Annotated in this window: 18 protein-coding genes and 2 tRNA genes; 17 read left to right on the forward strand and 3 right to left on the reverse strand. The window is 47.1% G+C overall.

Going from position 1 to position 20834, the window contains the following annotated elements:
* Positions 1-188 precede the first annotated feature (188 nt).
* Together VLX91_04630 and VLX91_04635 are read left to right on the forward strand one after the other, a co-directional pair.
* Positions 189-261 (forward strand) — tRNA-Ala (locus VLX91_04630).
* Between the two features lie 222 nt (positions 262-483).
* On the forward strand, positions 484-960 hold the full coding sequence (locus tag VLX91_04635) for a hypothetical protein (protein ID HUI29483.1): 477 nt from the start codon (positions 484-486) through the stop codon (positions 958-960).
* 183 nt (positions 961-1143) lie between these two features.
* Here VLX91_04635 and VLX91_04640 read toward each other — a convergent pair whose 3' ends face one another.
* From VLX91_04640 to VLX91_04650, 3 genes are all read right to left on the reverse strand, one after another.
* A complete protein-coding gene (locus VLX91_04640) occupies positions 1144-1653 on the reverse strand; it encodes a DinB family protein (GenBank protein HUI29484.1) in 510 nt (169 codons plus the stop codon).
* 113 nt (positions 1654-1766) lie between these two features.
* A complete protein-coding gene (rpsT, locus tag VLX91_04645) occupies positions 1767-2033 on the reverse strand; it encodes a 30S ribosomal protein S20 (protein ID HUI29485.1) in 267 nt (88 codons plus the stop codon).
* A gap of 45 nt (positions 2034-2078) precedes the next feature.
* A complete protein-coding gene (locus tag VLX91_04650; GenBank protein ID HUI29486.1) occupies positions 2079-3395 on the reverse strand; it encodes a DUF4921 family protein in 1317 nt (438 codons plus the stop codon).
* Positions 3396-3552: 157 nt separating this feature from the next.
* On the opposite strand from VLX91_04650, the gene VLX91_04655 reads away from it, so the two are divergent.
* The 15 genes from VLX91_04655 to VLX91_04725 form a co-directional block, all read left to right on the forward strand.
* Complete coding sequence (locus tag VLX91_04655) at positions 3553-4563, forward strand: isocitrate/isopropylmalate family dehydrogenase (GenBank protein ID HUI29487.1); 1011 nt, start codon at positions 3553-3555, stop codon at positions 4561-4563.
* 64 nt (positions 4564-4627) lie between these two features.
* Positions 4628-5824: an MFS transporter gene (locus VLX91_04660; protein ID HUI29488.1), complete on the forward strand. Its 1197-nt coding sequence runs from the start codon at positions 4628-4630 to the stop codon at positions 5822-5824.
* A 49-nt stretch (positions 5825-5873) separates the two neighbouring features.
* Positions 5874-6482: a hypothetical protein gene (locus VLX91_04665; GenBank protein ID HUI29489.1), complete on the forward strand. Its 609-nt coding sequence runs from the start codon at positions 5874-5876 to the stop codon at positions 6480-6482.
* A 179-nt stretch (positions 6483-6661) separates the two neighbouring features.
* On the forward strand, positions 6662-7780 hold the full coding sequence (gene ychF / locus VLX91_04670; protein HUI29490.1) for a redox-regulated ATPase YchF: 1119 nt from the start codon (positions 6662-6664) through the stop codon (positions 7778-7780).
* A 297-nt stretch (positions 7781-8077) separates the two neighbouring features.
* The gene (locus VLX91_04675) at positions 8078-8719 is read left to right on the forward strand and encodes a uracil-DNA glycosylase (protein ID HUI29491.1); all 642 of its coding nucleotides are present in this window, start codon (positions 8078-8080) and stop codon (positions 8717-8719) included.
* Positions 8720-8794: 75 nt separating this feature from the next.
* Positions 8795-8866 (forward strand) — tRNA-Lys (locus VLX91_04680).
* 299 nt (positions 8867-9165) lie between these two features.
* Entirely contained in the window at positions 9166-11571 is a 2406-nt protein-coding gene (locus VLX91_04685; protein HUI29492.1) for a polysaccharide biosynthesis tyrosine autokinase, read from the forward strand.
* Between the two features lie 92 nt (positions 11572-11663).
* The gene (locus tag VLX91_04690) at positions 11664-12368 is read left to right on the forward strand and encodes a UpxY family transcription antiterminator (GenBank protein ID HUI29493.1); all 705 of its coding nucleotides are present in this window, start codon (positions 11664-11666) and stop codon (positions 12366-12368) included.
* A gap of 237 nt (positions 12369-12605) precedes the next feature.
* Positions 12606-13550: an SDR family oxidoreductase gene (locus VLX91_04695; protein HUI29494.1), complete on the forward strand. Its 945-nt coding sequence runs from the start codon at positions 12606-12608 to the stop codon at positions 13548-13550.
* Between the two features lie 268 nt (positions 13551-13818).
* Positions 13819-15633, forward strand: a complete 1815-nt coding sequence (locus VLX91_04700) for a hypothetical protein (protein HUI29495.1) — start codon at positions 13819-13821, stop codon at positions 15631-15633.
* Positions 15634-15900: 267 nt separating this feature from the next.
* On the forward strand, positions 15901-17331 hold the full coding sequence (locus tag VLX91_04705) for a flippase (GenBank protein HUI29496.1): 1431 nt from the start codon (positions 15901-15903) through the stop codon (positions 17329-17331).
* Between the two features lie 18 nt (positions 17332-17349).
* A complete protein-coding gene (locus VLX91_04710; protein ID HUI29497.1) occupies positions 17350-18195 on the forward strand; it encodes a class I SAM-dependent methyltransferase in 846 nt (281 codons plus the stop codon).
* A gap of 31 nt (positions 18196-18226) precedes the next feature.
* A complete protein-coding gene (gene glf, locus VLX91_04715; protein ID HUI29498.1) occupies positions 18227-19354 on the forward strand; it encodes a UDP-galactopyranose mutase in 1128 nt (375 codons plus the stop codon).
* Positions 19338-20303, forward strand: coding sequence for a glycosyltransferase family 2 protein (locus tag VLX91_04720; protein HUI29499.1), 966 nt, complete (start codon positions 19338-19340; stop codon positions 20301-20303). Before glf ends, VLX91_04720 begins: the two co-directional genes overlap by 17 nt.
* Positions 20304-20353: 50 nt before the next feature.
* Positions 20354-20834 (forward strand): hypothetical protein (locus VLX91_04725; protein HUI29500.1); only part of this gene is annotated, 481 nt, incomplete at its 3' end.

Consider the following 20834-nt stretch of genomic DNA (forward strand, 5'->3'; position numbering starts at 1 on the left):
AGTCGCTGGAAATCAGGAGGATCAGGAACTAGGAATCCGGTTGTCTTTTCGAAGCCGGTCTTAATTCACGGCTTGAGCATTTTCGGAAAAAAGCTTATTATAAATGAGGCCAGTTCTTTTTCAACTTGGATATAAGGATTAGATAGAGAATTATCTTGTCCGGTTGTAATCTCGTACGTTCTCACTTTGGGGCTGTAGCTCAGCTGGGAGAGCGCGTGAATGGCATTCACGAGGTCGAGGGTTCGATCCCCTTCAGCTCCACAAAAAATCGGCTTTCCCAATCCAACCTTCCAATTGGGGTATAATTATTCCTGCGCTGCCGTTTGTTTCTTTGAATGCCACGAAGTAAAATAACTCGAGAGAAAAGCTTGCACTTTGATTTTGTACACAAGCCCAATTACTCTTTACATTTTTGTTCACGGAGGCCGACCGAGACGGTTTACATTCGCCGAAGAGTTCCTTCTGTGTAAGATTGCAGAGACCATGGACGGAGTTGAATTAAGAAATCATTGCAGTATAGCGATCGCGCTGATTATGGTGCTTTCTCCCGTCATCTTCTTGGAAGGATGTACGACGAATCCGACCTCGTTAACCGGCACATGGAATCTTGTATCGATCACTGAAACAAATGGCAGTCAAACAACGACTCTGAATTCTGCGTCGGCCGTTGGGAGTCTGGCTTTGTCCGCAAATTTTACATTCAGTGTTGACGGTGTAGTAACGTCTCAGTCCGGTGCAGAATTGCTCGGCTTTCCGGTCGGCTCCACCGGTGTAGCGACCGGTAACTATTCTTATTCAGGTGCTTATAGGACTATCTCATTCTATGTAACAAGTTGGTCGGGGAAAGGAAGTCAAACAGGAAGCATATCCGGAACTTACACACTTTCAGGGAACGCTCTTTTTATTAATTTGAATATCAGAAACGCAGCCGTAACAGTTAATCTATCAAGGGCTCAATAGCCCTCTGGAAACAAAGGAGCAACTTGAACCTTGCTCTCCAAAGCTGCTTAAGTTGTAAATCTAATTTGATTGATAGGACTGTGGGTTCAGTCTGCAGAAGTAAAGGAAGTGTTCTGGCGGACTAATATATTAATAACTATTGCCCTCTTAAGCTTTCAACGCTGGCGAGAACTCGTTTCAAAGTCAAGCTGATGGCCCACTTTTTTCTTTCTCTCTGTAAAAACCTATCAAATCCGTATTGGCAGGTTTATAGCCGAGTTGTCTTTGCATTGTCACGATCTGTCCGCGGTGATAGGAGAAATGGTTAAGCAACTGCTGAAATGCCCAGACGCGCGGATTCGAATATTTATTTCCCTTCATATCCTGATAGTCGAACCGCTCCTCGAGCTGACGATCATTTAATTCGTTTAATAGAGCAGATAGTTCTCCATCAAGCCTGCTCCATTCTTGCTTGAAATCATCAAGGTTTTTCAATTTGGACTCGTCAAGCGGTTGGGCGGATTCACCGCGCAACCTTCGCAGCCATGCGTTCTCTGCATTCAGTATATGCAGCAGAGTTCCTCGTACTCCTCCATGACTCGAATGCAGATCCTTCTCGAAATCTTCCTGCTTCATTTGTTCAAGTGAAACAAGAAGGCGTTCCTTCGCCCAGCGGTCGTATTGTAAAAGTTCAAGGATATCGCTTTTGTTCAAGTGTACCACCTCCCACCATAAGACGTCGTCAGTGTTCCTGTGCTAAATGGTTGTCCTATAAGAGTCCGTGCAGGCAAAACGTCATCGCCACTCGCGGACGCTTTCGGCAAGAACTAACTTTTAGTTCCGCTCAATTTGTTGACATGCCGCGTCAATTTTGATTTCTGGTTTGCGGCTTTGTTCTTATGTATCAAACCTTTTGAAGCCAGCTTGTCGAGAGTAGAAACAGCTTCCTTTAGAGCGGATGCGGCTTTCTCTCTGTCTTTCTCGGCGCGGACATTCTTTAAAAGGGTTTTCATCTTTGATTTTGCTTCTTTGTTTATCGCCCGTCGTCCTGTGCTTTGGCGAGCTCTTTTTTCTGCCGATTTGTGTTGTGCCATTATCTTCCTTTAATTTTTTCTCTTATGTGTAGCGCGGATCAATTCTTATTTTAAATAATATTTCAGCGGGTTAGGCTGCAACTTGCACTCCTCCGCAATTCTCATGAATTCGATCTTTTTCTCGTCGCGGAGTTTGTAGAGTCCCGGAACAAGTCTGTCTCTAATCTCAACCGGCGTGAGTGGATTTATATATATGCTCGTTCCACCCTCGAAGCCGGCGGGGACATTTATTCTCCATTTTATTAAGATTCGCCACGGCATCTTGTAAACCGAATCTATAGGCGTGTAATACCATTCTTCGTTGCAGGAAATTTCTGGTCCCGCCGCAGCATGAACTGCATGTACCATGTTGCTCATCCCGCGAATTTCCTCCTGTGTATGCTCCTGCGGCCGTGCCGCATGCGATTTTGAAAAAATCTCTATTGTCGGATATCGATGACCGATACCCACAAATGCGATTGCATGTTCGTTTTCAGCGAAAACGAGATTGTGGTGGCCTGCGAAATTCGCTCCGTATTCATTGAAGATGTTCGGATCCTGTCTGATCATTTTTGTCTGTTCGGTTATGGAAGACCCCCACTCATCGAGAGCCACCAGCTGCTTGTGAAGGTGATCGACGGAAGCGCCTGCCGGACTCAACCAATTTTGAAATATGCTGATATAGCGGGCATATCTGTTCATTTCGAAAATATCGACCATGGATTCGATTGCGAACAGAAGATATTGATAGTGAGATTCAGGAGTCATGTCGCCCGACGAAATTAGCTGGTTGTCGTATTCGGCGTCTTGTAAAAAATGTCTGTGGGCTATTATTATATCGTGGCAGCCGCCGAAGAAGGGGTCCGCCATACTGAGTTTTTCTTCCAGCGGGATTTTTCCGATTTCCTCCGGCCTCCGCCCCATCCTCTCCAGCTTGAAATTTATGATGTCGGTTATGTGCCGCAACCCCGTGGGATTACCGAAGTAGCTGTCCCGCCATTGAAGCTGTTCGCGATTAAGTTTATATCCGTAATTTTTTTTCCAGTAATCGAGTGTTACTATCTCGAACAGGTTAGGGATACGCCTGAACTCGGCGATGTTGTCGAAATATTTGTCGGGAGGAAGACGTTTGATTTTCGAATAAGTATTTCCCTGTCTGGTTACTCTTACCTTTTCCGGTGGTGTCTCGAAAAGTCTTGTTTCGCAAAAGCTGCAATAATCTTCTTTCTCCTTCGGCTTGATCTTCTGAGGCTGGACGGTATGATTTGAGTAAATGGGCTTGCTCCCTCTTCCGGGTACGGCCCACACCTCGGTGCCTGTAAAAGGATTGAGCTGTTTCGCTGTGCCATCGGGCATTATGTGGTAGAAATTTTCGTAGTCCAAAGGGTGATCTTTCTAGAAAAATACTGCAGAATTTAACGCATGACGGGAGAAATTAAAAGGACTAAAGACGTCGGCTGTCGGCGATCGTGTTGCGGTTACTCATTTGATTTTTGAGTTTCGGCTTTTATTTTAATCAGCAACCACTACAGAGAACCTAATGTCCTGCACAATTACTTTAATTCCCGGCGACGGAATCGGACCTGAAATAACAAGCGCGGCAATGCGAGTTATTGCCTCTGCAGGCGCGAAGATCGATTGGGAAATTTATGATGCCGGTTTCGCCGCCATCGAGAAGTACAAAGACCCGCTTCCGCAGCAGGTCATAGACTCGATCGCGAAAAACAAAATTGCCCTGAAGGGGCCGTTGACGACCCCGATCGGTACCGGCTTTAGAAGCGTGAACGTGGCGCTCAGAAAGGAATTCGATCTCTATTCCAACCTCAGGCCGGCGAAATCATTCGAGGGGATTAAATCACGGTACGAAAATATCGATCTCGTTATTGTCCGCGAGAATACCGAAGAATTTTACAGCGGCATAGAACACTACGTCGATGCACGTAAAAGCGCGGCGGAGACCATCGGCATTGTAACACGCACAGGCTCCGAGAGAATAATCAAGTTCGCATTCGATTACGCTGTGAGCCACGGTAGAGAAAAAGTAACGGTGGTTCACAAGGCGAATATACTCAAATATACCGGCGGACTTTTTCTAGACATTGCCAAAGTCATTGCGAAGGATTATCCGCAAGTAAGGATGGATGACAAGATTGTCGATAACATGGCGATGCAGATGGTCATCAATCCGAACCAATTCGATGTGATCGTTACGACAAATCTGTTCGGCGACATCCTTTCGGATCTCGCATCCGGTCTTGTGGGCGGGCTCGGTCTTGCACCGGGAGCAAACATCGGATACAATGCGGCCATATTTGAAGCAGTTCACGGAAGCGCGCCGGACATCGCAGGCAAAAATATTGCCAACCCGTGCGCCATTATACTCGCCTCATCCATGATGCTTGAACATATCGGTGAATCCGGTGCGGGCAAGAAGATAGCGTCTGCCGTCGCGGCAGTCATAAAGGAAGGGGAAAAAGTCACGCGGGACATCAACCCGGCAAACCCGGTCTCGACGGAGGAGATGGCGGATGCCATAATAGAGAAACTGTAAATCCCTTTTCCAAAACTCTAAACAATGTTGAGATTTTAGATCTGAAATCTACCGACTAGAATAAGTGAAACGCACCCCGGTTTATCTCGTACTCCTCACCGTCTTCATCGACCTTGTGGGCTTCGGAATAATAATTCCGCTGCTGCCGTTCTATGCGCAGCATTTCGGCGCAACCCCGACTGTAATCGGGCTTTTGAGCTCTTCATATTCGGTCATGCAATTTCTATTTGTGCCGTTCTGGGGAAGATTCTCGGACCGGATCGGCCGAAGACCGATTATTCTAATGAGCGTCACTGGCTCTTTTATTTCCTACATGATTTTCGGATTTTCGGATTCGCTCGCGCTCCTTTTTATATCTCGGATTTTGGCGGGCTTCATGGGTGCAAATATCTCGACTGCACAGGCGTACATCGCCGATACGACGTCGGTCGAAGAGAGAGCAAGATACATGGGATTTATCGGTGCTGCATTCGGTTTTGGGTTCATGCTCGGACCATTCATAGGCGGAGTCCTTAGCAGAATAAGTTATGGAGCGCCGGGATTTTTCGCATCAGGGATTTCGCTGGCGAATGTGGTGCTCGCATATTTCATGCTGCCGGAATCCAATCCCCGGTATTCCGCATTCGGGATACAGAGCCGTGGATCGGCTCGCAAAATAAGTTGGCTCAACGTTGCTGCGACCCAATCCGCTTTTCGAAATCACGGGATCCGGAACCTCGTGCTGGTTTTCTTTTTCTATACGGTTGCGTTCTCGATTCTTTATGTGGCTTTTCCGCTTTTCAGCAAGGAGATATTGAAGTACGATGCCGAGGATAACGGATACTTCTTTGCATATGTCGGGATGGTTGGAATCATCATTCAAGGTGGGGCAATCGGTCGGCTTGCAAGAAGATTCGGCGAAAAATCGCTTGTAACAGCCGGCCTGGCCTTTTTTGTCTCTGCATTGGTTCTTGTCCCGGTCACTCGCGCACTGTCGACACTTATCGTTTCTGCAACGTTGTTGGCAGTGGGGAGCGCGTTCATAGCTCCCTCGCTGACTAGCTTGATTTCAAAATATGCTGGTACAGGTGAACAGGGCAGCACACTGGGAGTCTCGCAGTCGTTCTCGAGCCTTGGAAGGGTCATCGGACCTTTCCTGGGAGGGTTCATCATAGGGACGACGGGATTCGCATGGCCCTTTCTTACAGGCGCCATCATGATTGTGATTGCACTTATCCTTTCCCTCCGCGCGGCGAGCCCGGCTTCTCAAAAATCTGGTTAGGTTGTAAAATAGATTGCTTTTTGTTAATTCTTTTTGAAACTTTAGGCGTATGAAGCAAAGCAAGAAACATTCCGATGGCGGGGTGGGCGGAAAAAATTCCCAGCGTCAGCCTCAGAAGATTTCCCGGTCGAAAACAAGTCACAAGGACATTGACATGCAGCAGCTCGGATTTGAGGTTGAAGTTGCAGTCTATGAGGTCGATAAGATATTCGAAGGTCAGGGTGACAAACTCAGCGACCAGTATGTCGTCGATTCGCTCGGCAGCTTTGTAAAAGTGATCAAAGACGAGAGCTACGCTTCGTACTCGGAAAAGTTGAAGGAGGGCTCCGACGACGAATCCGACCTGCTTCATATTAATATCGTGAACCGGTTGAGCGCCGCGATTGAGGAATTAGAACTTCAGGTGACCGATCTTGAACTTATAGATGTTGTAAAGCAAGTACTCGCCGCTGTAAAAAAATCAAAATCCACAAAGTCATCTCGCGCGTACCTTGATTCACTTGCGAAACGACTGAAAGAGATGGGAATCAAGTCCGACTTTCTTACCGAGACCGATGTTGAGGGTGAGACGATCCCGCTTGACGATCTCGACAATTTAGACGACCTCAGCTTCAACGATGACGATTTGGATTTAGATGATCCGAAACTAAAGTATTAATGAAAAACTCCATACGCGAATCTATAAGTTCCCGATACCATCGCGAGGCGTCCAGGCAAATAAATATTTTGACGCGACAAATTCTAAGTTCTAATTCGAAAAAGGGGGAAGATCTGAATCGATTTGAGATTCGTTACCCGGGTTTCGAAGTATATTTGGGGTTTGGAGCTTAAACCAAAGTGGGTTTTAACTGCGGAATCATAGGGCTTCCTAACGTCGGGAAATCGACGATCTTCAACGCAATGACAGCTGCCGGAATCGCAGCCGAAAATTATCCATTTTGTACCATTGAGCCGAATGTAGGGATTGTCCCGGTCCCCGACATGCGACTCGATAAGCTGGCCTCTTTCTACAAGACGGGTAAAATAATTCCGACAACGATCGAATTTGTTGACATTGCTGGTCTCGTCAAAGGTGCAAGCAAGGGCGAAGGTCTCGGTAATCAATTCCTCGGTCATATCCGTGAGGTTGATGCCGTCGCTCATGTGGTACGATGCTTCGAAGACTCGAACGTCATACACGTCGACGGCTCAGTCGATCCGAAAAGAGACATCGAAATTGTCGAGGCGGAGCTGATCATCAAAGACATCGAGACGCTGGAAAGGAAGATGAAAGAGACCGAAGGACGCGCGCGTTCGGGAGATAAGAAAATTAAGGAAGAGTACGACGTTTACGTCCGTTTAATGGGACACCTCAATACAGGAAGGCTTGCAAAGTATTTGACCTTCGAAGATGAAATGCACCGCGAGTACGTTCGGTTACTGAATCTTCTGACAGACAAGCCTGTGATGTATATTGCCAATGTCGACGAAGAAAGTATGAAAGGCAGTTCCGAAGGGAGCCGCGCGGACAACAAGTATGTCCAGGCCGTATGTGAAGTGGCCTCGCGAGAAGGGGCGAGAGTAGTGAGGGTATCCGGGAAGATTGAAGCCGAACTTTCGCAGCTGAATTCCGAAGAGCGAGCAGCTTTTCTCTCCGACTTGGGATTGAAAGAATCCGGGCTTGAGCGGGTGATCCGTGAAGGCTATTCGCTCCTGAATCTCATTACATTTTTCACCGCGGGTCCTAAAGAGGTTCATGCCTGGACAGTCGAGGCGAATACCTGTGCCCCGAAGGCAGCTGGGAAAATTCATTCCGATTTCGAGAAAGGGTTCATCAGGATGGAAGTAATTAAGTACGATGACCTTATGCATCTCGGTTCGGAGCAAGGAGTCAAAGACGCCGGACTTTTGCATATCGAGGGGAAGGACTACATGCTTCACGACGGCGACATCGTTGTTGTAAGATTCACCGTGTAAAGTCGATTCTTATATAAGAAGCGGTCGAGTGAAAAGATTTTCCGGTGGACTCTTCCTTTTCATCCTGATTTTCTCAATAGATTCATCCGGACGGTAGACGGCAGAGGTTTCGATTTATCTGCACGATTGCGCAGCAGCGAAAAATTGAATCCGAACAGTGGGAGATTTTTGTTGATATGAGTTTCGGTTCATTTGATTTGTCTATCATTTCGAATTTAAGGTTTAGTATCTTTCCATATGGATAAGCTGACACAACTTAACCGAAAAATTATTTCCTGCTGCAAATGTCCCCGCCTCGTGGAATGGCGAGAAAAAATTGCAATAGAAAAAACGGCGCGTTTTCATAACGAAACCTACTGGGGAAAACCGGTGCCGGGTTTCGGCGACCCGATGGCGAAAGTCTTGATCGTCGGACTCGCGCCCGCGGCACACGGCGCGAACCGCACGGGCAGAATGTTCACAGGAGACAGAAGCGGAGAGTGGCTGTATAGCATGCTGCACAAATTTGAGTTCTCCAGCGAACGAGTTTCATCATCAGCGGACGACAACTTGAGACTGAAGAATTGCTATATAACGGCTGTTGTACGCTGTGCACCGCCCGCGAACAAACCAGCGAAAGACGAGATTCATAATTGCCAGCCTTATTTGTCAAGCGAGCTGCAAATTCTTGAAGGCGTCGAAGTGATCGTCACGCTTGGAAAAATCGCATTCGATTGGACGATAGACTCATTGTCACAACTGCACTTCTTCGGAGGAAGAACTTGGAAAGAGAACTTCGAACGTCGTCCCAAGTTTGCGCACGGCGTGAAACTGCAAATAGACGAGAAATTGACGCTCATCGCGTCTTATCATCCAAGCCAGCAGAATACTTTCACGGGGAAGTTAACGAAGCGCATGTTCGAGTCGGTATTCAAGGATGTTAAGGAACTTCTAGGATGAGTTTCCGCTTGCCAAAAACAGCCCTTGCAGGTCTGATCCGCCGGGGTTAAATTAAGTTTTAGACTTTTGAATCATGGGGATGTAGCTCAGTGGTAGAGCATCTGCCTTTTAAGCAGAGGGTCGCAGGTTCGATCCCTGCCATCCTCACAGATCAACATTGATGAAATCGTTCTCCAGATGGTTGTGAGACGCCGCTCGAAGGTATGAAGAAGCGAATAAGACGAGGATTTCTTTGTGAATAGTGGGAGTGCAAAGAGGGTAGACCGGGATAGTTTCTTGAACCTTTGATATGCACGGTTTGTTGTGTTCTTTAACCAATACAGACATTTAGCAAAATCATTAGTTTCGCACAACGAGTTCTCACTGCTTGTGCTTCATTTCACTTGACAAGCTATTAATGATGAGCTAAATTTTTCTGCAAGTTTTAAACAAGAAGGAGAAGGTTTTTGAGTTCCGATACCAATGGCTTCGGTAATGGCAAAGGAATTAATGGGAACGGATCGTTCTCCGGCAGTAGTTTGTTAATTCGCGGCCAGCAGGAGGAGATCACCTTTCAGGATATAATTGAGAAGGTATATCGCCGCAAAAATATCGTTATCATCGTCTTCCTTTTTATACTTACCTTGACGGCTCTCTATACATTTCTTCAACGTCCGACTTACGAGGCAACGTCTCAGGTCCTGATTCAGAAGAGCAAGACAGGATCTAACGGCATACTGGAAGGCATGGGCGATATTCTCCAACCTTTCGAGTCCGATGAAAGAAGAATCACCAACGAAATGGATATTCTCCAAACTAATCTTCTCAGAACAAACGTTGCACACCGACTTTTGAGTTCTCCGGTTATCACGACCAGAGGTGGACCGGATACCATGGAGATCATCACCAGGTCGGAAGAAAGGTTGAGAAAGAATCCGGCAAATTTCAGCCTGATCGATTTGGTGAAGGCGTCGTTGGAGAAAGCGGTGTCGTTTACGAACGACCGCAACTCGGACATAATAAGCATTGCCGTAAGAAGTCACTCTCCCGAAGAGGCTGCTCATATCGCGGATGTATATACACAAGAATATTATGGTTTGAATCTTAGCTCGAGCCGCAACATGGCAACGAACGTAAGACAATTTCTTGAAAGCCAGCTTACTGATACGAGAAAGGATCTCGACGTTTCCGAGAACAACCTGCAAAGCTATATGCAGTCTCAAGGGATAGTTTCCCTCGACGACGAATCGAAGCAGCTGATCGAGGCGATGAGCACGTTCGAGGCGCAGCGCGACGATGTGGTAATCGAGGAAAAATCCCACCAGCAAGTTCTGCAGTCGTACAGAGACCAGCTCGCAAGAATCGAACCTTCGCTGTCTGCTAATGTTTCGGATGCAATCGATCCGTATATCTCTCTTCTGCAGGAGCAGATAGCAAAGCTGCAGGTGAACCGCGATGTAGCGATGGCGCAGAACCCGGTGGTTGGGAACAAGGACGTCTATAACCAGATCGTTGCGCAGGCAGATTCGCAGATAGCGGAGCTGCAACGAAAACTCAAAGACAAGACAACTAAGTTCTTAGAGAGGCAAGCGTTTGCCGCGGGTTCGCCCCAGACGTCGCAGGGATCGTCTTCCGGCAATTATGACCCGACAGGGTATTACAAGCAATTGAAGCTTCAAATACTGCAGGAGGAGATCCAACTGAGTAGCATTCAAGCGCAAAGAAGAGAGCTTGATAACATCGTCGGAAAATACGAGGGAGAATTTTCGAAACTGCCGAAGCAATACATCGGACTCGCAAAGTTGGATCGCGCAGAAAAAAGCAAAGAGAAATTGTTCTTGATGGTACAGGACAGTTATCAGCAGGCGCAGATTGCGGAGCAATCTCAGTTTGGTTATGTACAAATAGTTGATCCCGCGGTACCGCCACAGAAACCGGTAAGTCCAAAGATCCCCTTGAATCTTACTTTGGGCCTGCTGCTTGGATTGGCTCTCGGAATAGGTCTGGTATTTGTGCTCGATTATTTGGATAGGAGCATTAAGTCGCCTGAGGATCTTGAAAAGAAAGGTCTGAATGTGTTGGGGTCGATACCCATCATGTCGGGAGCCACTATCGGCAAAGAGGATGAAAGAGAGCGGAAGGTGATGAAGGATGGCCAGATGGTGCAGCTGCGTTTGATTACGCACCACAAGCCGTCAGATCCAATATCGGAATCTTACAGGTCGCTCAGAACGGCGATTCAGTATTCTCGAATCGATAAACCGATCAAGACACTTCTTGTCGCCAGCGCGCTTCCCAAGGAAGGGAAATCCACTACAGTCGCAAACTTGGCAGTCACTATGGCGAAGGCCGGTTTGAAAACGCTTCTTGTCGACGGTGATCTCCGGAGGCCTGTACAGCACAGAGTGTTCAATTGTGACCGGAAACCGGGTTTGATCGAGTATATGAAAGGTGAAATCGATCTCAACACCGCGGTGAGAAAAACATTTGTAGAAAATCTATTTTTACTTCCTACAGGCTCCCTTCCTCCGAATCCGGCAGAAGTGCTCGGCTCCGATACGATGAAAGCCACCCTGGAGATATTCAAGGCGAGTTTCGATGTGGTGGTTTTTGATTCTCCACCTATCGTTGCTGTTACAGATGGCGTGATTCTCTCCAAGCTCACCGATGCAGCCGTTTTCGTAACACTTGCAAATAAGACAGAAGTCGACGTGCTGGAGAAAGCTTATTCGACATTGAGGCAGGTCAAGGCTGATGTGATTGGTTTTGTTCTCAACGAATTCGATGTGACCAAGGCCTACGGCGCATATTATCGATACTATCGCTACTATCATTATTACGGTCACTCCGAAGAGGGCAAGGGCAAAGCGTAGAGCGTCCGCGTAGAACTGAAAAAAGAGATAGAGCAGTATCATTGAAAAACGGTTCGGAACTTCTTTCAGGATCCTGTGCGGAGGAAGCACATATGGAGAAGCCCGGCAGTGCAAAGTGCTGGCATGTCATGTACGTGCACGCGCGGCATGAGAAGAAAATCCATTCTGAAATGCTCAAGATGGGAATTGAGTCGTTCCTCCCTATGAAGAAGGAACTGCACACATGGAGCGACCGGAAAAAATGGATCGAGGTTCCCCTCTTTAGCTGCTACGTATTTGTCCGAATAGATCCCTCGGGGAAAGACATAACCTCCGACGAGAAAAACCGAGTGTACCTTTTAAACGGGTTTGTGAAGTTCGTTTCCTCAAATGGGAAGCCGAGTATCGTACCACAGTGGCAGATCGACGGTATCAGAAAGATCGTCGATTCCTATCCCGACACAGTTGAGGTGTTGGATTCCGATTATGTCGGAACGGACGGCGCAATAATTGGGGGTCCTCTTTCGGGAATGACCGGAAAGATTATCGAAGTAAAAAACCGGAAGTGCTTCCTGATAAAAATCGACGGCATTGAGAAAGTGTTATCTGTTACAATCCCGGTTTCCTCGTTCAAACCGTTCCCGTCCCAAAGATCACGAAGATCCGAGGGATCCCTTTCGGAGATTCCTGCGGAGAACCTCGACAAGTCGGGACAAATGGGAGAAGTGAGCAAAGCTAATCGACAAAGGCTACCGAGAAACCTTAACCGGAAAACCCCAAATACGGGGCAACCTGGATCTTCGACGATCCGGAAGTAAAAGAGAAACTGCGGGCAGTAGTAGAGCGTTTTTTCCACAAGGGATTCCTTTGGAACGAATCTGTCTGAGATTATCTCATTTACTATTTTGCCGCTCGCGATCGCACATCAGCCGTCATGTGACTGAGATAGCGAAGCTGTAGACAGAGGTTGTCGATCTTTGTTATTTGCTTGCCGTTATTAATCAAATAGAGCATCATGGTGAAGTGAGATCTGGAATGATTAGGAAATGTTATCTGTGAACTATCTCGTAACGGGTGGAGCCGGATTTATCGGATCACATATCGTGGACAAACTTCTTGAAAAAGGGAATAAAGTCCGCGTGTTAGACAACTTTTCGACTGGCAGGAAAGAGAACCTGGCGTATTCATTGGACAAAGTCGAGTTAATTGAGGGAGATGTTCGGGATTATCAAGTTGTGCGAGAAGCCGCAGAAGGAATTGATGTGGTATTGCACCAAGCGGCGATATCCTCGGTTGTGAAGTCGGTGGACGACCCGGTAACCACCAATGCGGTCAACGTGGATGGAACAGTAAACATCCTGCAGGCATCTCGTGACGCCAGCGTGAAAAGAGTTGTTTATGCTTCGTCGGCTTCGGTGTATGGCAACAACCCGGATGTTCCTAAAAGAGAAACGATGATGCCGTCTCCGGAGTCCCCCTATGCTGTCTCGAAGCTCACGGGAGAATATTACTGCAAAGTATTTTCGAGCTTGTTTGGACTGCACACCGTGTGTCTTCGTTATTTCAATGTCTTCGGAGAAAGGCAGGACCCCTCTTCCGAATACTCCGGAGTGATTTCAAGATTCATATCCGCGCTGCTTTCGGATAGAAATCCGACAATCTATGGAGATGGCGAACAGAGCCGGGATTTCGTCTACGTCAGGAATGTCGTGGATGCCAATATCCTAGCGGGTACCATCGACTGCAGGCCGGGTCCCGTTTTGAATGTTGGATGCTCTGCTAGAACGACGCTGAACCAATTAGTGAAAGAACTCAACTCGATTATTGGCAAGAACTTGACTCCGATCTACCAGCCTCCGCGTGCGGGAGATGTAAGAAATTCCCTTGCAGATATTACTTTGATCGAAAAAGTATTGTGCTATGAACCGAAGATCGGTTTCCGCCAAGGACTGGAAAAGACGATAGACGGACATCTTCGATTAAGAAATCCCTTAGTCTGACGCGAACCGATTCTAACTATCCGAGAGATGAATTCATAATGCAATGTCGAAACTCGCCTGAGTGATCGGCAGAAAAGCAAATGACACCTTTTCCTAAGAAAGAATTCGGGAATCTTCTCCTTTCTGGGTCGCTTGTCTTCGCGCCGAGATTGCCGTGGATAAATGCAGAACATGGATCTATTATGAACTGGAGGAGGGCGGCGAACGCACCAGGCGCAATATCTTTTTCAGCGGAAATCGCTGCCAATCTTGTGAATGTCGAAGTGTTATGGAGTCTCATCTGAAATATTTCACGGTGATGTTTATCTATTGCTGCTCTGTTCTGACATGCCTCCCAGATCTTTATGCCCAAACTCTGTTAGTTGCAAAGACGGTTGAAGATTTTGAAGCGCCGAACACATCGGGGTTCAGAGTATACACCCAAAGGAGTTGTCAGCTGCAATTGACTTCGACATATTTTGTAATCTCCGGCAAACAGGCCGCAGAACTCGACGTGACCAATTCGAACATTGACCCGGAGCATCCGCCAGGGTTCTATGTCTATCCGGCATTGTCGGACTGGTCCGGATTCAGTTCTCTCGTCATTAGAATGGTCGCACTGCCTTACGATCTTAGCTCGGAGGTGCGCGTCACGGTACAACTGAATTCGATGAGCAAACCGGGGACATCGAGGCGTGAGGAGACCCGGAGCTACGAGTTTTCAGTTCCGGCCAATAGCCCCGTGACTGCCGTTTTACCAATCAACGATTTGGCATTTAAAGAAAGAATCGGTTCTATTTTCTTCGGGGTTTTGAATAGCTCAGGCCAGTATTTCATGGACGATATCCAGGTGGCACAAGAAACACCGAAAGAAACCGCGGTGAGAAGTCTCATGCTCCCGCCGGGGATCCGGCTCCCCTTTAACATCTCCTTTGGTTTGCGTCAGAAAGGGAGCTTTTATTATGACGGTATTCTCTACTATGACAGCAACGCGCTGATCGATGTTCAATTGACCTCAAATGTGCCGCCGGAAACGAGCATCACTATTCCGGTAGACTGTACCGGGACTGCGGGAGAAAATCTTCTTGCGACCCAGGTGGCGTTGAATCAGGGGGACAGTCTCAAGATACTGCAGATACACCCGGACGGGGACGGTAATCTGAGCTTGAAGGTTGGCAATCTCTCAAGAACGGTTGCCCTAAGACAGATTTCCGATTTGAACTCCATGCGCCGACAAAATGCCCTGAATGTGAGCAAGCTCCTGCAAAACAAGAGTATTTTTCCTTCCGGGAAAAGATTAGTTGCGGCCACCGCCGGGATGAAATACGATGAGAGTGGAAGACCCGACTTGAAAGAAATGATCTCAAGGCTCACCGACTTAGGGGTTAACTGCTTCGCATATCAAATTGACCACCATCCGAGGCAGGAATTGGATTCGCTCCCGGAGTTTTGCGATCTCGCGGCAAAAGCTGGAATTGAGGTATGGGCGTATTTGGACCCGCCGACTGAAGCTCCGACTTTTCCAAATGAGCCCAATGGATCCCAGTTATATCCGCCATTCGGACTCGATTATGTGAGATGGGCAAAGGAAATTGGCGCAATCTCCAAGAGCCATCCTAATCTCACGCTCTGGATGATAGACGACTTCGACCACAATCTGAACTTTTTTACGCCGGCCTACACGAAAGATATCTTCGCAGCACTGAAGCAGGAGAACCATGGTCTCGCTTTCGGTGTAGTCGTCTATCATGAGAACTTGAAGAAGTTCAACGTCGCTGCATACAGCCCGTACGTGGAAGCGGTCCTCTGGGGATACCAGGATAACGCGCAGTTGGATTCGACTTACGGCATCTCAGCAACTACTCTCCCGATTGATATTAACGATTTCTGGAATGCGTTTCCGAAAGCGCTCGTGATCCCCTGTATTTACTTCACCCCGCATTCTTCGTGGTCGGGAAGGAAAGCAACTCCATCTTACCTTCTGGATGCGTTGACGACGGCCACCCAGGATGCAGGTATTGCCTTTGTGTTCAACACGCCATTCCCCGGCACTTCCAACTACAGCATCGTGAAAAAGTTTTGTCACTCTTCATCATTGAAATAAAATCCGCGTTGAACTAATTCCTGCTTTTAGCAGCTTCTAATGTTGATCAAGAAACTCTGGCTGACCGCTATACTCATTTTTGTTGTAGAGGTTATTGCAACAACAGGAGTTTTCTTTTCTGTACATACAAGAAGAGTCTTTCATTGTTCCATTGTGCCCCTTACGATTGGACTGGTAGTCACGAGCCTAGTGTTTCCCCTTAAACTCTCCTTGGAGATGCATAAGCATTGGCACAAAACATTGCCCTGGCAATTGTCATCGATATAAATGGTCACTAGAAGCGAGCAACTTTCAATTTTGTCTACTGTTCGACGGATCTTCCTAAATATCTTCTCACTATCATGGGCGCAGATCGCCACAAGGGGAGTAAGCGTATTCACCATGATGTACCTTGCCCGCGTGATTTCAACAGCAGGGCTTGGCATGCTAGGGTTCGCGGCTGCCTTTGTTGGCTACTTCAGCATCATGGTTGATTTCGGGACCCAAACTGTGGGAAGCCGGGAAATAGCGAAGGATCGGTCAAACATGGAATCGGTAGTCGGTTCGGTGATTTCCTATCGTTCGATGACTTGCGGTTTGGGATTCACTGTTTACTGTGTAGTTGTGGCTTTGCTAAAGGAACCAATTCTAGTCAAGGTGGTCCTGTTCATTTCAGGACTCAGTGTCTTCACTATTCCTTTTAACCTTGATTTTGTCTTCATAGGGGTTGAAAAAATGGGCTTTGTGGCTACTCGGGTTTTTGGTTCCTCTGTCCTGACTCTTATCGGGGTATTTCTACTCGTTCACAATCTGGCTGATGTCTGGATCGCTGCTGGCATCCCGGTTTTTTCCAACTTTCTCAATACCGCCTGGCTATTCCGCTATTATTTGAAACGCATTGGGCGCGTCCGAATTCTAATTGATTTCAAGGCACTAAAGCACTTGCTGCTTCAATCCTGGCCGGTTGGTTTGTCGGCTCTCATGATCTCTGTTTACTATAACATGGATACGGTGATGTTGGGGTTTATGAGATCAAAAGAAGAGGTCGGTCTCTATACGGCCGCATACAAGATAATATATTTGGTTGCTCTATTTCAATCAGCGGTGAACCAATCAATTTTCCCCACCCTTTCAAGGTTATGGGAAAGCAATCGCGAAAAGCTTAGATTGATGGTAGAGACATCTATGGATATGATGCTTCTGGTCAGCGCCGTGGTGACAATAGGTGTTTTCGATCTATCGGGTCTGGTTATTAGGTTAGCGTTTGGATCGCATTTCGGATTGTCAAGTAATGTTTTGAGGGTACTGATTTTCACTATGAGCTTTGTTTATAATGAGACAGTTACTGCGCCACTACTCTATGCCACGGGCAGGCAAAAGCGGCATCTAATTGCAGTCTCTCTGGGAGCACTTACGAATACCTTACTTAATTTTCTCCTGATTCCGCAGTACGGGATGTTTGGGGCAGCAGCAGCGACCATCGCCGCTGAAGTAGTGGTATTCACCATGCTCTACATATACGCTCGGAGGATCGTGGCGAGTTCTGGCTTCTGGGCCCTCCGTGCGGCAGTACTGTACTCATTGGTGCTATGTGTAACTGTTGTGTTACCGAGTTTACTTATTTCAACAATTCTTTTGGTGGGCATCATAACTATTGGATTGTTTGCATTTCGCAAATTCATGAACCAGTTTACAGCTATTCGTACAGTTGTTTCATAAGATGGAGTAACGAAAGACATGAAGCTTCTAAAATTTGCGGCGGGGTGGTTTATTCCACACAGCGCAGTTAGAACCATAAAACTTATTAAGGGCAAGAGGGAGTTATCTCTTCGAATAGAGCGTCTCAAATCAGCTAGCCGTCTGGAAGAAGGGAAAAAGGCTGTCGACTTCGACTACGATGGTGCCATTGACTATTTGGTGAGCTTGGGCTGTGAGAAATCGCAAGTACTCTACGGAAGTATGCCAAAGGAGTCCCTCTCTTATGTCGCATCTTTGCTATCGAGGTTGCCACAGGGGAATCCCATAAACGGGCTTCACATCGGCAATTTCGTTGGGGTTTCTTTGGCATACTTTACAAAGTTAGTCGTTGCTTTACACAAAGACTCAATCATGGTCTCCATAGATCCAAACATACCCCATAGGGGAATCATCAATCCATTGGGCAAAGTGGTTGCTCTACTTGCTTACTTCGGCCTTGAGGGGAACAGTGTGATACTTACTGGATACTCGCTCGAGAAAAACGTAAGCAATGACGGCTCTCTTTATGGAACGCATTATGACCCGTTGAAGAACTATCATAAAGAAGTAAGCTGCACAAGACAATTGGAAGCATTGAAAAAACTCGGGATGACAGGAAAGTTTGACTTTTTGACTATTGATGGTAACCACGATGGTTCATATCTGAGTCGTGAAATAACTGGTTGTATTCACCTTCTGAAGCCAGAGGGGCTTATCGTCATGGACGATGTGACATCAACTTGGGCCGAAGTGAAGTCAATTTTTGAGAAATTAACTGAGCAGGGGTTTGTTCAGGTCGGATATGATGGTAGGGTCGGCATTTTAAAAATTCCAAATCAGAAATAATAAACGGAGCCACTTTTTCAGAGACTGTGACATGTTCGATTACCTAATTGTGGGAGCAGGTTATAGCGGCTGCGTGCTTGCGGAGCGGCTGGCGAGCCAGCTTGGCAAGAATGTGCTCGTAGTTGAGCGTCGCGACCATATTGCCGGAAATGCCTACGATTATTATGATGAGCACGGGATACTTGTCCATAAATATGGGCCTCATATCTTTCACACTAACTCGAAAAAAGTCTGGGACTACCTGAGCAAATTTACAGAGTGGCGGCCGTACGAGCACAAAGTTCTTGCGGCTGTCGACGGATTGAAGGTACCCGTTCCATTCAATCTCAACTCCCTTTACATGCTCTTTCCACCCAAGCGTGCCGAAGAGCTCGAACGGCTTCTCCTGGAAAACTTCGGATATGACAAGAAGATCCCGATACTCCGGATGAGAGAAGCAGCTTCCGGGGAGCTGTGCCAGCTTGCAGATTATGTTTATGAAAAAATATTTTATGGATATACGACAAAGCAGTGGGGGCTGAAACCGGAAGAGCTCGATCCGTCCGTTACCGCGCGTGTTCCGGTTCTGGTCGGGAGAGACGACAGGTATTTCCAGGATGTCTACCAGGGAATGCCGCTCAAAGGGTACACGAGCATGTTCAGGAGAATGATCGACGATCACCGCATCCATGTCCTCCTGAACACGGACTATAAGTCGGTCATCGAGGATTTGAAATTCGACCGGATGATATACACAGGGCCGATAGATTACTTCTTTGATTACGTCCATGGCGAACTGCCATACAGAAGCTTGAGATTCGAGATGAAGACGTTTCAAGCGGAGTATTACCAGGAGGTTGCGCAGGTCAATTACCCTAACGAGAATGACTATACAAGAACGACAGAGTTTAAACACCTGACAGGGCAAGAGTCGCATCTAACCTCTGTAGCATTTGAGTATCCGCAGGCTCACCTGAACGGGCTTAACGAGCCTTATTACCCAATCCCACGCGAAGAAAATGCGGAGCTTTATAATAAGTATATTGATGGGGCGGGAAGGCTTAACGGGACTGTCTATTTTGTCGGAAGGCTGGCGGATTACAAGTATTACAACATGGACCAGATCGTGGCGCGTGCCCTTGCCGTCTTTGAAAAGGAGATTTGTGGAATCAAAGTCTGAAACTATTGCCGCTGTTGTAGTTACGTACAACCGCAAACTGCTTTTGAAGGAATGCTTAGAGGGCATTCTTGCTCAGAATAGACCAGTTCAGGGGATAGTTATTATTGATAATGCTTCTATCGACAGAACTCCAGAGATGTTGAAAGATCTTGGGTTTCTTGAAAATGTTCCGACTGATGGCGGGCAGGAGCCTGGAGTGAACCGAACCGTCCGCGCCCTTGCAAATGGAGGGAAGGACGTAGCACTTCACTATGTCCGGCTATCCACTAATGCCGGAAGTTCTGGCGGATTCTACGAAGGCGTCAAACGAGCTTATAACATGGGTTTTGATCGGCTTTGGATAATGGATGACGATTGTCTTCCGCAAGAAACATGTCTTGCAGAATTACTAGAGAATCTTTCTCCCCGTGAGTATGGTGGTCCTATTAGATTTACGCGCGATGGGGTCCCCCTCACTGCACTTAAGAAAGTGTATGCTGAAGTCGGACACCGGGTCGAATCTCTCACGTTTGCTTTTAACGGGCTATTGATGCCAAGAAGGATCGTAGCGGAAATTGGCTTTCCACTTAAGGGCTTTTTTATTTCCTTTGACGATACGGAATATTGCAAGAGAGCGCGTGATCACGATTTCAAAGGTTACTACATCAGAACCGCGAAACTGTATCATCCCGACGCTCCCCATTTTGACCTTAGATTTGCCGGCCTGAAAATTACAGTTCCGAACTATACGAAGGGCGATCGGATTTTTTATGCGGCGAGGAATGTAATGTACACTTACAGACTCCATAAGAAACATAACAGGCTCAGGGGTGTTATAAAGGTATATGGCTATGAGATTCTCGCACTTTTCTTTAAAGAGTTTTCTTTGAGGCGTCTCCGTTTGCTCGTTAAGGGAGTTGCTACGGGGGTGTTTACAAAACCCGTTACAAATGATGAATGTCGAAGTTAGTCCCGTTGACCATTCAGTCTAACGCTGGCAGTTGAGGAGCAGGTCAACACGTGATAAAATTTTTTGAAAGAAATATCATCAATTGTTACCGTTTTCTTCTATGGATGATGCTGAAATTATTTGGGAGAGGGACATTTGCGAGAAAGAATGTCGGCATCCGTAAAGTCCTTGTGTATGGCTATTTTGGTCTCGGGAATTTCATCCTTTTCACTCCAACAATAAGGGCTCTGAGGCTGCTTTATCCTGAAGCTCGATTCACTCTTCTCCATGATGGTAGGACGGGAGTCAATTTCATCGCTGAGAACGAGCACCTGTTCGATGATTACATGGTACACCCGAGAAACGGCGGCCCGGTGAAGATACTCAGGACAGCGAGGAAAATTAGAGCTAAAAAGTACGATTTGTTGGTGGGAAACATCAACGCCAACAGAAGTTTTCTGGCGGCACTGACTGTTCTCTCAGGTGTGAAGCTGAGAGCTGGACACGTAAGCAGCCCCGGCTGGCAGAGTCGATTTGATTTTATATATAATG

The sequence above is a fragment of the Candidatus Acidiferrales bacterium genome (genome assembly GCA_035515795.1).
In the GTDB taxonomy this organism is placed as follows: Bacteria; Bacteroidota; Ignavibacteria; order Kryptoniales; family JAKASW01; genus JAKASW01.

What these genes read in the sequence shown, in the direction of transcription:
- VLX91_04635 (HUI29483.1), top strand. Translation starts at nt 484, where the DNA reads ATGGACGGAGTTGAATTAAGAAATCATTGCAGTATAGCGATCGCGCTG.
- rpsT (HUI29485.1), bottom strand. Translation starts at nt 2,033, where the DNA reads ATGGCACAACACAAATCGGCAGAAAAAAGAGCTCGCCAAAGCACAGGA.
- VLX91_04655 (HUI29487.1), top strand. Translation starts at nt 3,553, where the DNA reads ATGTCCTGCACAATTACTTTAATTCCCGGCGACGGAATCGGACCTGAA.
- VLX91_04665 (HUI29489.1), top strand. Translation starts at nt 5,874, where the DNA reads ATGAAGCAAAGCAAGAAACATTCCGATGGCGGGGTGGGCGGAAAAAAT.
- VLX91_04690 (HUI29493.1), top strand. Translation starts at nt 11,664, where the DNA reads ATGGAGAAGCCCGGCAGTGCAAAGTGCTGGCATGTCATGTACGTGCAC.
- VLX91_04700 (HUI29495.1), top strand. Translation starts at nt 13,819, where the DNA reads ATGGAGTCTCATCTGAAATATTTCACGGTGATGTTTATCTATTGCTGC.
- VLX91_04705 (HUI29496.1), top strand. Translation starts at nt 15,901, where the DNA reads ATGGTCACTAGAAGCGAGCAACTTTCAATTTTGTCTACTGTTCGACGG.
- VLX91_04710 (HUI29497.1), top strand. Translation starts at nt 17,350, where the DNA reads ATGAAGCTTCTAAAATTTGCGGCGGGGTGGTTTATTCCACACAGCGCA.
- glf (HUI29498.1), top strand. Translation starts at nt 18,227, where the DNA reads ATGTTCGATTACCTAATTGTGGGAGCAGGTTATAGCGGCTGCGTGCTT.